General features: G+C 69.8%; 13 protein-coding genes. 7 read left to right on the plus strand and 6 right to left on the minus strand.

The genetic code is table 11. The annotated features are described in order from the left end of the window. Positions 1-41 precede the first annotated feature (41 nt). The gene (tesB, locus tag PWG71_RS06730) at positions 42-953 is read right to left on the minus strand and encodes an acyl-CoA thioesterase II (RefSeq protein WP_274808661.1); all 912 of its coding nucleotides are present in this window, start codon (positions 951-953) and stop codon (positions 42-44) included. After that, on the minus strand, positions 950-3,076 hold the full coding sequence (locus PWG71_RS06735; RefSeq protein ID WP_274808662.1) for an ATP-dependent DNA helicase UvrD2: 2,127 nt from the start codon (positions 3,074-3,076) through the stop codon (positions 950-952). Before PWG71_RS06735 ends, tesB begins: the two co-directional genes overlap by 4 nt. 306 nt (positions 3,077-3,382) lie before the next feature. Here PWG71_RS06735 and PWG71_RS06740 point away from each other — a divergent pair, with 306 nt between their 5' ends. Both PWG71_RS06740 and PWG71_RS06745 read left to right on the plus strand, forming a co-directional pair. Then, complete coding sequence (locus PWG71_RS06740) at positions 3,383-3,643, plus strand: mycoredoxin (RefSeq protein WP_274808792.1); 261 nt, start codon at positions 3,383-3,385, stop codon at positions 3,641-3,643. A 109-nt stretch (positions 3,644-3,752) separates the two neighbouring features. Beyond that, a complete protein-coding gene (locus PWG71_RS06745; protein ID WP_274808663.1) occupies positions 3,753-4,241 on the plus strand; it encodes an ANTAR domain-containing response regulator in 489 nt (162 codons plus the stop codon). A 228-nt stretch (positions 4,242-4,469) separates the two neighbouring features. Here the strand turns inward: PWG71_RS06745 and nudC are convergent, their stop codons facing one another. After that, a complete protein-coding gene (gene nudC / locus PWG71_RS06750; protein ID WP_274808664.1) occupies positions 4,470-5,420 on the minus strand; it encodes an NAD(+) diphosphatase in 951 nt (316 codons plus the stop codon). 118 nt (positions 5,421-5,538) lie between these two features. Then, entirely contained in the window at positions 5,539-6,912 is a 1,374-nt protein-coding gene (locus PWG71_RS06755; RefSeq protein ID WP_274808665.1) for a dipeptidase, read from the minus strand. A 319-nt stretch (positions 6,913-7,231) separates the two neighbouring features. On the opposite strand from PWG71_RS06755, the gene PWG71_RS06760 reads away from it, so the two are divergent. The 3 genes from PWG71_RS06760 (at position 7,232) to PWG71_RS06770 (ending at position 10,019) form a co-directional block, all read left to right on the plus strand. Beyond that, positions 7,232-7,777: an EF-hand domain-containing protein gene (locus PWG71_RS06760; RefSeq protein ID WP_274808666.1), complete on the plus strand. Its 546-nt coding sequence runs from the start codon at positions 7,232-7,234 to the stop codon at positions 7,775-7,777. Positions 7,778-7,983: 206 nt separating this feature from the next. Further along, entirely contained in the window at positions 7,984-9,393 is a 1,410-nt protein-coding gene (locus tag PWG71_RS06765) for an AAA family ATPase (protein ID WP_274808667.1), read from the plus strand. Beyond that, entirely contained in the window at positions 9,390-10,019 is a 630-nt protein-coding gene (locus tag PWG71_RS06770; RefSeq protein ID WP_274808668.1) for a hypothetical protein, read from the plus strand. Before PWG71_RS06765 ends, PWG71_RS06770 begins: the two co-directional genes overlap by 4 nt. A 174-nt stretch (positions 10,020-10,193) precedes the next feature. Here the strand turns inward: PWG71_RS06770 and PWG71_RS06775 are convergent, their stop codons facing one another. After that, positions 10,194-11,012, minus strand: coding sequence for an SDR family oxidoreductase (locus PWG71_RS06775; RefSeq protein ID WP_274808669.1), 819 nt, complete (start codon positions 11,010-11,012; stop codon positions 10,194-10,196). A 100-nt stretch (positions 11,013-11,112) separates the two neighbouring features. On the opposite strand from PWG71_RS06775, the gene PWG71_RS06780 reads away from it, so the two are divergent. Together PWG71_RS06780 and PWG71_RS06785 are read left to right on the plus strand one after the other, a co-directional pair. Beyond that, entirely contained in the window at positions 11,113-11,478 is a 366-nt protein-coding gene (locus PWG71_RS06780) for an ArsR/SmtB family transcription factor (RefSeq protein ID WP_274808670.1), read from the plus strand. After that, positions 11,475-11,960: an SRPBCC family protein gene (locus tag PWG71_RS06785; RefSeq protein WP_274808671.1), complete on the plus strand. Its 486-nt coding sequence runs from the start codon at positions 11,475-11,477 to the stop codon at positions 11,958-11,960. Before PWG71_RS06780 ends, PWG71_RS06785 begins: the two co-directional genes overlap by 4 nt. A 57-nt stretch (positions 11,961-12,017) precedes the next feature. Here PWG71_RS06785 and PWG71_RS06790 read toward each other — a convergent pair whose 3' ends face one another. Continuing rightward, on the minus strand, positions 12,018-12,632 hold the full coding sequence (locus PWG71_RS06790; RefSeq protein ID WP_274808672.1) for a TetR/AcrR family transcriptional regulator: 615 nt from the start codon (positions 12,630-12,632) through the stop codon (positions 12,018-12,020). Positions 12,633-12,749 lie beyond the last annotated feature (117 nt).

Raw genomic sequence — 12,749 nt, forward strand, 5'->3', positions numbered from 1 at the left:
ACGTTCTCGGGGGACCACCGCGGGACCTCGGCCGGTACCGGTCAAACGGAGTCGGAGCGCACGGCGTCGGACCAGCCCTCGGCGTCGACGACGCGGATGAGGCCCTCCTGCACCACGGAGCACACGAGCTGTCCGTCCCGGGTGTAGACCAGTCCCCGAGCCAGCCCGCGGGCCCCTTGGGCGCTGGGGGTCTCCTGGGCGTAGAGCAGCCACTCATCGGCGCGGAACGGCCGGTGGAACCACATGGCGTGATCCAGGCTGGCCATGGAGATCCCGGCGAAGGAACGCCCGTGACGCAACAGCACGGTGTCGAGGAGGGTGAGGTCGGAGGCGTACGTCATGAGGCACACCTGGGTGAGCCGGTCGTCGGGCAGTTCGCCGTCGACCTTGAGCCACACCGGGTTCACGGCGGTGCGCAGCCGGGGGTCGCGCTCGGCCTCGTAGGACAGCGGGCCCACCGGGCGCAACTCGATGGGGTGCCAGCGCACGAACCCCGGGATCCGACCGAACTCGGCGCGCAGCCGCTCGCGGGTGCTGGGCAGTTCCTCCGGCGGGGGCACGTCGGGCATGGGGGTCTGGTGGTCCAGCCCCGGCTCCTCGTTGTGGAAGGAGGCCGACAGGGTGAAGATCGCCTTGCCGTGCTGGATGGCGACCACCCGGCGGGTGGTGAACGATCGGCCGTCCCGGACCCGGTCGACCTCGTAGACGATCGGAACCGTGGGGTCGCCGGGGCGGATGAAGTAGGCGTGCAGGGAGTGAACGTACCGGTCGGCCGGTACGGTGCGGCCCGCCGCCACCAACGCCTGGCCGGCGACCAGCCCGCCGAAGACCCGCTGGGGGCCCTCCTCCGGGCTGCTGCCCCGGAAGATGTTGACCTCGATCCGTTCCAGGTCGAGCACGGCCAACAGGTCGGCCAGGGACTGCTGTCGGCTCTCGTCGACTCTGTCGTTCATTCCGGCGTGTCCTCCTCGTCGTCGGGGGCGTCCCGACCTTCGGTGACCGCGACGGGGTCGGCGCCGGAGACCAGCGCGAGCACCGCCTCACCGTAGCGGTCGAGTTTCACGGCCCCGACACCGGACACCGCCGCCAGCTGCGAGAGCCCCGAGGGCTCCTGTTCGGCGATGGCCTGGAGGGTGGCATCGGTGAAGATCACGTAGGCGGGCACCTTCTGCTCCTGGGAGACCGCGCGTCGCCAGTCGCGCAGGCGCTCCAGCAGCGCCTCATCGTAACTGGAGGGGCAGTCCAGGCAGCGGCCGAGCTTGCGCTCGGCCGCGTCGGTGAGGGAGGACCCGCAGACCCGGCAGCGGGCGGGGCCGCCGCGCTTGCGCTCGGTCCGTCGGGCGGCGGTGGTGGGGGAGGCCGGACGCAGCCCGTCGAGGAAGCGGGAGGGCTTGCGGCTCTTGCGTCCGCCCGGGGAGCGGGCCAGCGACCACGACATGGCCAGGTGTTCGCGGGCGCGGGTGACGCCGACGTAGAAGAGCCGGCGCTCCTCCTCGACCTGTTCGTCGGTCTCGGCGTAGATGATCGGCATCATGCCCTCGGTGAGGCCGACCAGGAACACCGCGTCCCACTCCAGGCCCTTGGCGGCGTGCAGGGAGGCGATGGTGACACCCTCGAACCCGGGGGCGTGTTCGGTGGCCATGCGCACGTCGAGTTCCTCGACGAGGTCGTTCATGGTCACCGGGGTGCCGTCCGGGTGCGGCTTGGCCGCCATGTCCTCGGCGAGCTGGACCATCGCGGTCAGCGACTCCCAGCGTTCGCGGGCCTGACGGCCCTCGGGGGCGGTGTCGGTGAGGCCGATCTGCCCGAGGAGCTGACGGACGGTGGAGATGAGCGGGGCCGGCTCCTCCCCCGCCGCCTCGTGGCGGGCGCCGCGCAGCAGGTGTACGGCCTTCTTGATCTCGGGGCGTTCGAAGAACCGGGCGGTGCCGCGCACGGTGAACGGCACCCCCTGGTCGGTGAGGGCCTGTTCGTAGGCGGCGGACTGGGCGTTGGTGCGCACCAGGACGGCGATCTCGCCGGCCGGGACGCCCTCCTCCAGCAGGACGCCGATCTTGCGGGCGACCCCGGTGGCCTCCGCGGGTTCGTCCTCGTACTCCTGGTAGACGGGGTCGGGCCCGTCGGGGCGCTGGGCCTGGAGGGTGAGGTGTCCGGCGGAGGTGGTGCCGCCGGCCTGGGAGATGACGTGGTTGGCGACCCGCACCACCTGCGGGGTGGAGCGGTAGTCGCGGACCAGTTCGACCACGGTGGAGTGCGGGTAGCGGGCGGCGAAACCGGTGAGGTAGGAGGGGGTGGCGCCGGCGAAGGAGTAGATGGTCTGGCTGGGGTCGCCGACCACGCACAGGTCGTCGCGGTCGCCCAGCCAGGCGTCGAGCAGGAGTTTCTGGAGCGGGTTGACGTCCTGGAACTCGTCGACGACGAAATAGCGGTACTGGTCACGGACGCGCTGGGCGATGGCCGGGTACTCGTTGATCATGGCCGCGGTGAGTTCGAGCATCGACTCGAAGTCGAGGAGGTTGTGCTCCCGGCGCAGTTCCTCATAGGCCTCGAAGACCCGGGCGACCTCGCCGGCGGGCATCGGGGCCTGTCGGGAGGTCTTGGCGATGACGCGCTCGTAGTCGGTGGGGCGGACCTGGGTGACCTTGGCCCATTCGATCTCGGAGGCCAGGTCGCGCAGACCGGTGCGGTCGGGCTGGACGCCGACGGAGTGGGCCGCGCGGGCCACCGCCTGGATCTTGCTGTCGATGAGGGTGGGCTTCTCGCCACCGATGACCTGGGGCCAGAAGAAGGAGAGCTGGCGCAGGGCGGCCGCGTGGAAGGTGCGGGCCTGTACCCGGGGGGCGCCCAGGGAGCGCAGGCGGCCGCGCATCTCACCGGCGGCGCGGTTGGTGAAGGTGACCGCGAGGACCTGCTGCTCGGAGACCACTCCGGCGGCGACCGCGTGTGCGATGCGGTGGGTGATGGCGCGGGTCTTCCCGGTTCCGGCACCGGCCAGGATGCACACGGGGCCGCGCAGCGCACGCGCCGCCAGGGTCTGCTCCGGGTCCAGTCCCTCCAGGACGCGGTCGGGGTCCATGGTGCTCCTGAGGGTGGTCGAGACGGTTGTGCTGTTCCGGGGACAGTCTCTCAAGTATCGGTCTCCCGGGGGACGGATCCGCACCCGTCCACAGGTCGGTTCCGAAAGGGGGCACAGGGGCCGGAGCGACCGCCCGGACGCGTCAGCGGGCCGATCGAGCCGAATGACACATTTCAGAACCACCCGGCCCTGTGAGGCGTCCCACGTTGTGTCGCGCGGTCGAGGGAAGCGGACCGGGGCCCACGGTGTTGGGATGTGGGACCGGGCGTGGAACGCCGACCGCAGGACGGAGAGAACGTGAGCGAGATGACGAGCACGGCGACCGAGAATTTCACGATGTACACCACCCCCTGGTGCGGGTACTGCAAGCGGCTCAAGAGCCAGCTGGCCCGGGAAGGGATCACCGGGCACGAGGTGAACATCGAGGAACGCCCGGAGGCCGCGGAACTCGTGATGAAGGTCAACAACGGGAACCAAACGGTCCCGACGGTGGTCTTCAGTGACGGAGCGGCGATGACCAACCCGTCGCTCGCTCAGGTGAAGAAGAAGCTGGCCGAGCTGTCGTAGGTCGGAGAAACGCCGCCCCGTGGGTTCCCTCCCGCGGGGCGGCGGCCCCCCAGAACCCCGAGGGGCGTCCCCGACACGACCGCACCGGCCGCTCTGACGGCTCGGACGGATGACGACGGGGAGTGTTGAGTTGGGGGACGACGTGAGTTCTCATGACATAGCGGTCGCCGACGCGGTCGGCGTGGTGCGCCGCACCCCGACGGGGTGGCGCGTGGGGAACGGGCACGAGCTGCCCGACCTGGTGAGCGCGATGGTCCTCGCCGATTTGCTCACGGAGGAGGAGGGCGGGGAGCGGCCCCGGTCGCAGGCGCCCGGTCGGGCGCCGGAGGGGGCCACGGAGGTGGAGCGGTTGCGCCACACCATCGCCCAGTTGGAGCACGCGCTGCACTCGCGTGTGGTGGTGGAGCAGGCGATCGGCGTCCTGGCGGAGCGGCACACCATGCCGACGCGCGAGGCGTTCGAGCGGCTGCGCTCATCGGCGCGTTCGCGTGGACGCAAGGTCGCCGACCTGGCCCGGGACGTGGTGGAGAGCAGTACCAGTCCGTTGACGGTGCTGCCGGACGAGCTGAGCGTCTCCCCCGGCGCGAACTCGAACTAGGGCGCCCGCGGGGTTACCGGAGGCCGGTGGAGTGGACGTCCCGGGGAACGAGGATGTCCGTGTGACGACACCGTGCCTCCCGGTATCCCGCCCTCCGGGCGCCCGGACACGGTGCCGGGAAGGACCGTCGACCGTTCGTCGACGGCCTTCCGGGAGTGGGCGGACGGAGCGGAGGCCCGAAGCGGCACGGGAGGCGGCCTGGTCGTCTCCGGGGCCTCCGCCTCCCGGCTACCACTGGCCGGGGAGTTCTCCCCCGTACCAGTGCTCGATGAGGGAGCGGGCGATCGAGATCCGTCCCGGGAGCACGATCTCGCCGACGGCCGCCGTCTCCGCCAGCGCGGAGCGGGTGAACCAGCGCAGGGCGCCCAGCTCGTCGTCGGTGCGCTCGGTCTCGCCGACGGCGCGCGCGGTGTAGCCCATCATGAGGCTGCGCGGGAACGGCCACGGCTGCGATGACAGGTAGCGTGGGGTCTCGACGACGATCCCCGCCTCTTCGGCCACCTCGCGGATCACCGCCTGTTCCAGGGACTCGCCGGCCTCGACGAACCCGGCCAGCACGGAGAAGCGGCGCGCGTCCCAGTGCGGGTTGTTGCCGAGCAGGATCTCCTGCTCCCCCTCCTGGTCGCGGTGCACCAGCATGATGACCGCCGGGTCGGTGCGGGGGAACTGTTCGCGGCCCTCCCGTTCGCACGTGCGCAGGTGGCCGGCGGCGGAGATGACGGTGGGCGATCCGCAGGCGGGACAGAACCGGTGGGTGGCGTGCCAGTTGGCCAGGGCGACGGCGCGGGTGAGCAGCCCCGTGTCGTGGTCGCCGAGCAGGGGGCCGAGTTCGCGCAGGGAGGCGGGACGGGCTCCGTCGCGTTCGGTGAGTTCGCGGGGCGAGCGGACCGCGAAGTAGGCCCGGCCGTCGGCCTCCCCCAGCAGGTAGCGTTCACCCTCCGGTGCCCGTTCCGGTGAGGTGAAGACCAGCGCGGGCGGCCCGTCGGTGGTGGCGAGCGCCCGGGACTGCTTGGCCATGAGGGCCTTCCACCCGTAGGAGAGGGGGTCGCCGCCCTCCAGTTCCAGGACCCGGGTGTCGGGGTCCGCCCACGCCTTCTCCAGCCAGGCGTCGTCCGAGCGGCGGTGCGCGACGGGGTCGACGGCGGCGCGGGACAGGGTGGGGGTGGTGTCGACGTGCATGAGGCCTTCCGGGAACGTGCGGATCGGGCGGGCCGCGCCCCGCGCGGGGCGCGGCCGATGCCTAAAGGAGTAACACCATCGGGTCCCGCGTCATGCCCGAACGCGGAACCCGTCCGGTTCAGACCCCGCCGCCCAGCTCCTCCCACAGGTAGGCGACGCTCTCGGCGCCCTTGAGGAGGAGCGGAACCTCGACCTTCTCGTTGGGGGCGTGGATGCGGTCCTCGTCGAGTCCGACGGCGACGAACACCAGCGGGGCCTGGAGGATGTCGGCGATGTCTGCCTCGGGACCGCTGCCGCCCTCCCGGGTGAAGAGCACCGGGACCCCGAAGGCGCGCTCCATCGCGGCGCGGGCCGCCTTGAGGGCCGTGGAGGACAGGTCGGAGGCGCAGGCGCGCACACCGCCGCCGAACTCCAGTTCGGCGCGCAGGCCGGCGGGGACCCGGGCCTCGACGAACGCGCGGACGCGGGCCTGGATCTCCAGGGGCTCCTGGCCGGGGACGAGGCGGAAGCTGATCTTGGCGTGCGCGGAGCGGGGGACGATGGTCTTGCCGCCGGCACCGGTGTGACCGCCCCACATGCCGTTGATCTCGGCGGTGGGCCGCAGCCAGACGCGCTCCAGGGTGCTGTAGCCCTTCTCGCCCCAGGTGGCGGTGGAGGCGGCGGTGGCCAGCCATTCCTTCTCGTCGAAGGGCAGGCGGGCGATGAGTTCGCGCTCCTCGGCGTCGGCCTCGACGACCCCGTCGTAGAACCCGGGGACGGCGACGCGGTCGTCATCGTCGTGCAGGGCGGCGAGCAGTCCGCTCATGGCCTGGAGCGGGTTGGGAACGGCACCGCCGAAGGAGCCGCTGTGCAGGTCGCGGTCGGGGCCGTACAGGGAGATCTCGACGTCGGTGACGCCGCGCATGCCCACGCACATGGACGGGGTGTCGGCGGCCCACATGGTGGTGTCGGAGATGACGACGACGTCGCAGGCCAGGCGGTCGCGGTTGGCGCGCATGAGGTCCGCGAAGTGGACCGATCCGGACTCCTCCTCGCCCTCGACGAGGAACTTGAGGGTGACGGGCGGGGCGTCGGCGCCGGAGGCGGCCAGGGCGGCGCGTACACCCAGGGCGTGGAAGAGGACCTGGCCCTTGTCGTCGGAGGCGCCGCGGGCGAACAGGGAGGTGCCGCGCTCGGTGGGGGTGAAGGGGTCGGTGTCCCAGGCCTCGACGGGGTCGACGGGCTGCACGTCGTGATGGCCGTAGACGAGCACGGTGGGCGCGTCGGGGTCGACGGCCGGCCATTCGGCGAACACGGCGGGCAGGCCGGGGGTCTCCCACACCTCGACGGTGGGAAAGCCGGTGGCGGTGAGGTGATCGGCCAGCCATCGGGCGGATCCGCGCACGTCATCGTGGTGCTCGGGGTCGGCGGAGATCGAGGGGATCGCCAGCCACTCCTTGAGTGCGGAGAGGAACCCGTCCCGGTTCTCCTCGATGTAGGTGCGTACGTCCATCTTCGTGTCCTCGTCTCGACGTCGTTGTCGGACTCGACCTTAGACCCGGACACATGGATGCTCGGCGCCCACCTCCCCTCCCGGTGGTGGCGTCACCTGGGCACCGCGCTCGGTGCACACGGTCCACGCCACCCGGGCACCCGACGCAAGGGCGCCGGGGCACCGCGGTCGCGGGGATCCCCTGGTCCGGCGGGCGGGAGGTCGTCCGCCACGCGTGGTGAACACGCCGATAACGGCACGCGGAGGGAACCTTTTCGGCAGCATGGGACTCGTACGACAGGGGTGGGACCCGCCCGCCCCGACCGATGGAAGGAACCACGTGAGCGTCACCCCCTCCGAGGCGATCATCGCCCGCTTCAACGAGCTGTTCGACGTGCTCGACACCGACGGGGACAAGGTCGCGACCTGGGCGGACTATCAACGGCTCGTGGACAGGTACGTGACCGGTTACGTACTGGACCCCACCGAGCCCAAGGCGCACGCGATCGAGACGGCCTACCGGTCGCTGTGGCAGGAACTGGTGCGGCACTCGGGGGCCGAGGACCGCCTGGAGCGCGAGGCGTTCGTGACGGCGATGCACGCGGCGTCGGAGGACCGCAGCAGGTTCAACGCGGCGGAGGCGGTGGCCGAGGCGGTGTTCGACCTGCTGGACGAGGACGGGGACGGGCGGATCAGCCTGGCGGAGTTCCTGGTCTACGCGGCCGCGCTGGGCGCGACCGAGGCGGACGCCCGCACCCGGTTCGCGCACGTGGACATCGACGGCGACGGGCACATCAGCCGGGAGGAGTTCGTGCTGTCGGCGCGGGAGTACCTCTTCGGCGAGGACACGAAGTCCCCGGGCGGATTCGTCTTCGGCGTGGTGTGAGGCGACGACGGGTGCGGCCGCCCGAGGTCCGGGCGGTCGCACCCCCGAGGGGTGTCCGAGCGGATCCGTGGCGCCGAGCCGACCGGTTCGCCGGTTCGGCTTGCTAGATTGCCGATTGACCGTATGTCATGCGGTCGTCCTTCTCCTCGACCGACGTCCCGCATACGGGCGGCCGAAGGACCCGGCAGTGATGGACAGGGGATCGCATGCTCACCCGACTGGAGGTCGACGGCTTCAAGAACCTGCTCGGACTGGAGGTTGATTTCGGACCGTTCACGTGCATCGCTGGAGAAAATGGAACAGGAAAGTCGAACCTGTTCGACGCGATCCAGTTCTTGAGCTTGCTGTCCAGCCGTTCGCTCATCGAAGCCGCGATCGAGGTACGAGGCACAGGAGGGGAGCGCTCAGGAGACCCACGAGAGCTTTTCTGGAACGGCTATGGGACTCATGAACGTGAAATGAGTTTTGCAGCGGAGATGATCGTTCCCGAAGCGGTGGAGGATGACTTCGGCCGGGAGGCAAAAGCCACCAGCACCTATCTCCGGTACGAATTGCGCCTCGGATTTCTGCCACCATCGGGAGCCGACAGAATCGGCCGCGTCACCCTCTTGCACGAGAGCCTGAAGCACATCAACCTGGGCAATGCCCCACATCGCCTGCTTTTCCCTCACAGTAAGAGCAAGTTCCGCGACAAAATACTGAAAAATAATCGCAGCGGTCAGGCTTTTATTTCCACGACGGTCAAGGACGGTCAAACGACCGTCAGTATCCACCAGGACGGTGGCAGCAGAGGGCAGCCCAAACCGGCAGCGGCTTCTCGGGCTCCGGCAACCGTTGTGAGCACGGTGACGAGTAGCGATGACCCGACGATTCTCGCCGCACGAAGGGAAATGCAGTCCTGGCAGCGCCTCGCTCTGGAGCCGACGGCGCTGCGCGCGGCAGATCGGTACACCGATCCTCAAAAGATGGGCGCCAACGGGCTCCACTTGCCCGGAACCCTCTTCCGTATCGCCCAGCAAGACCCTCACGGAGATCCCGACCGCGTTTACTCCAGGGTTTCCACAAGACTCGCTGATCTGGCCGGGGTGTCCGTGGACGAACTGCGAGTGATCGAAGACGGAGTGCGCGAACTCCTCACCGTGCAACTCAAAGAGGCCAATGGGCTACAGATGCCCGCGCGGGGACTCTCCGAGGGAACTTTGAGGTTCCTCGCCTTGTGCGTCCTGAAAGAGGACCCATCCGTCCGCGGGGTGCTCTGCATGGAGGAACCGGAAAACGGAATCCATCCCGGAAATCTCGCGGCGATGGTGAATCTCGTCACCGAATTGGCCGTGGATCCCGAAGAACCACCGGGCGATGACAATCCCTTCCGTCAGATATTGGTGAACACCCACTCTCCCGGTGTCGTGCAACTCGTGAATCAAGATGACCTGCTCTTCGCCGACAGCGTACGGCTGCGTGGGCCAGAGGGGAGCATCACCAAGGCTCTGCGGCTGCGACCGATGACCAGGAGCTGGCGAGCGAAATCCGGGGGAACGCCCTCTGTCGCGAGACCGGACATCCTGCCGTACCTCACCACACCTCCTGGAGCCCAGACCTCCTTGGAGGAGGCATGACCGTCCGCCTCCTTTTTCTAGGCGAGGGCAGCAGCGATGACGGCATCACCGATCACATCGAGACCATCGCGGCCGAGCGAGGCGCTGAAGTCGCGGTGACCAACCCCGAACTCGGTCGACTCGGTCACGTGGGCCACACCTTGCACGACAAACTGTCGGCCATCCGTGCGTTGGGCGGCGAGTACGAGATCGTAGCCGTCCATCGGGACGCGGACGGCGTGGGAAGGCGTCTCCGCCTCGATGAGATCCGTGTTGCCGTGCAAGAGCACATGCCCGCAAGCGTGTGCGTTCCAGTCATCCCGATACGCATGACCGAAGCCTGGTTACTCGTGGATGAAACCGCGATTCGCAAGGTCGCGGCGAACCCCAACGGCCGGTGCCGACTCAACATACCGCCGTTGCACAAGATCGAGTCGGTGCCCGATCCCAAAGCCGAACTCAAGCGAGTTCTGGCGGACGCATCAGAGCTCTCAGGGCGCAAGTTGAAGCAGTTCAATCTCCGATTCTCGGAGAACAGGCGACAACTTCTCCAGCGACTGGACCCTTCAGGTCCGGTGTCACGACTCTCTTCTTGGAAAGACTTCGTCACCGACATGGAACGAGGCCTGTCGGAACTAGGATACTGATTTCACCGATACGACCGGCCCTCGTCTGACGCAAAAGGTCGATCTCCACAAAAGGCACAAATAAATTCTCGCCCTTATCATGAGGCTGAGAAATCCGCACGTCAGAATACACACGGATGCCGCTCTTGCTCGGCTGCCTGCACGGGGCGGCCGACTGTGGGAACGTGTGGTCGGCTACAGGAACTCCCGGGCACCGCGCAGGTCGGTGTGCGGGAGTCGCCGCCGTGTGGCCGCGCAGTCCAGGCGCACGTCCGTCGGTCCCGACAGGCCGGTGTCGGCGCGCCGTCCGGAAGGCAGCGCGGCCGGGTCCAGGCCGTCCCGACGGGCGATCAGCACGCCCAGTTCGTGGCGGCTGACCGCGTCGGCTCCGGCGACGTGGTGAACGCCCCCGTGCTCGGACGACGCGAGCTCCAGGAGCGCGGCGACCAGATCGCGGACGTGGACGGGGCAGCGCACGACGTCGGTGAACAGCACTCCCCCGAGCTCTCCCGCCGCCAGGGCGTGCACCCGGCGTTCGTGGACCGAGCCTCCGTCGCCGACGATCAACGAGGTGCGGACGATCACCGCGCCCGGGTCGATGGCCTTGATCGCCGTCTCCGCCGCGGCCTTGGCCGCACCGTAGGGGGTGATCGGGTCGGGGTCGGCCGTCTCGTCGTAGTGGACCGCGGCGCCCGAGAACACGGCGTCGCTGGAGACGTGGACCAGCCGCGCCCCGGTCGCGGCGGCGGCGAGCGCCACGTGCGCGGCACCGTCGGCGGTGATCGCCCAGTCGTCCTGTCGGTAGGCGGCGTTGACGACGACGTCCGGCCGAACGGCGTCCATCAGGTCGATCGCCTGTCGGCGATCCCGGACGTCCAGGGAGGACCACGACACCCCTTCGCCGTCGGGCCGACGTGTCGCGTACGTCGCGGCCACCCGATGGCCCGCCTCCAGCGACTGCCGGACGACCTCGCCGCCGAGGAACCCGCTACCACCGATGACGAGGACGCTCATGGTCGGTCACGCTACCGTCGACCGGTCCCGCCGTCCACGACCCGGCGGCACCCCCGCGCTCCCTTCACTTCGTCGTCGGCACGCGCTAACGTACAACCAAATGGTTGTAGATGAAGAGGCCGCCGATCGTCTGTTCCACGCTCTGGCCGACACCACCCGGCGCGACATCCTTCGCCGCTCGATCGAAGGCGAACCGTCCGTGTCGCGGCTCGCCGAGCTGTACCCGATGAGCTTCGCGGCGGTTCAGAAACACGTCGCCGTACTGGAACGGGCGGGACTGGTCACCAAGACACGGCACGGGCGGGAGCAGCGCGTACGCACCGATCCCGACGGCGTACGACGGGCCCGGCAGGCCTTGGACCACCTCGAAGCACTCTGGCGCGGACGGGTCGACCGCATGGTCGACCTGCTCGCCGAACCGGCCGGAACCAGCGGACCGGACGAACCGAAGGAGACGGACCGATGAGCGTCACCAGCGTCGACAAGAACTTCGACGACCTCTCCCTGACCCTGACCGCCGACTTCTCCGCCCCGGTCGAGCGGGTGTGGCGGCTGTGGGCCGACCCGCGTCAGCTGGAGCGGTGGTGGGGCCCGCCCACCTACCCCGCGACCGTCGAGGAGCACGACCTGACCCCCGGCGGCAAGGTCACGTACCACATGACCGGCCCCGACGGTGAGAAGCACCGGGGCTGGTGGGAGATCGTCTCCGTGAACCCGCCGACGGCCCTGGAGTTCGTGGACGGCTTCTCCGACGCCGACGGCGCCCCGAGCACCGACATGCCCACGACCCACGGATCCGTCGAGATCTCCGCGCACGGCGACGGCACCCGCATGGTGGTCCGCTCCACGTTCCGGTCCAGGGAGCACATGGAGCAACTCATGGAGATGGGCATGGACGAGGGCATGGAGGGCGCGATGGGCCAGATCGACGCCCTGCTCGCCGTCTGAGGCCCGAGCACGCCACCGCGCGGCCCCTCGGCGCTCCCGCCGGGGGCCGTCGCACGTTCAGCCGACGAGGCGGTCGACCACCTCGTGCGCGCCCGCGCGCACGCGTTCGGCGGACATCCCCCGGACCCTGCGCTGGTACACGTGGAGGGCGGCCTCCAACGGGGTGAGCAGCGCGTCGGCCAGATAGGCGGCGTCTGCGTCCGGTCGCAGTTCGGCGACGAGGGCGACCAGGTGGGCGTGGTGGGCGGCGTAGGCGCCGCTCTCGTACCTGGCCTGCGCCGAGGCGGTCTCGGCGACGGCGAGCAGTTCGGCCTGGGCCTCCAGCCGGTCGACGAACGCGTCGACGAAGGCGTGCAGGCGCTCCAGCGGCGGCGCCCCGGGGCCGAGCGGCGGCGGACCTTGCAGAAAGCCCTTCTGGAACCCGTACTCCTGGGCGTCGACCATGGCGTGGGTGAGCCCGGCCAGGTCGCCGAACCGCCGGTAGACGGTCCCCACCCCGGTCCCCGCGCGCGCGGCGACGGCCTCCAGGGTGATGCCGCCGACGCCCTGTTCGGCGAGGATCTCGTGGGCGGCGGCGAGGAGGAGCCTGCGATTGCGCGCCGCGTCGGCGCGTTCGGGGCGGGTCTGCCCGGCCATCGGCAACGGCGGGCGTCGAGGGGCGCGACCGCTCACGTGACCGTCCTCCCTCGGGACTCCGGGTGGCCCGTGGCCGACCTGCGGATGCGTCGCGATTATAGCCGGATCCGCGGTGGGACCCCCCGCGCCACTTGAAAACGGAATTAATTCCAC

Origin of the sequence: Nocardiopsis sp. N85 (genome assembly GCF_028882275.1) — a bacterium.
GTDB lineage: Bacteria > Actinomycetota > Actinomycetes > Streptosporangiales > Streptosporangiaceae > Nocardiopsis > Nocardiopsis lambiniae.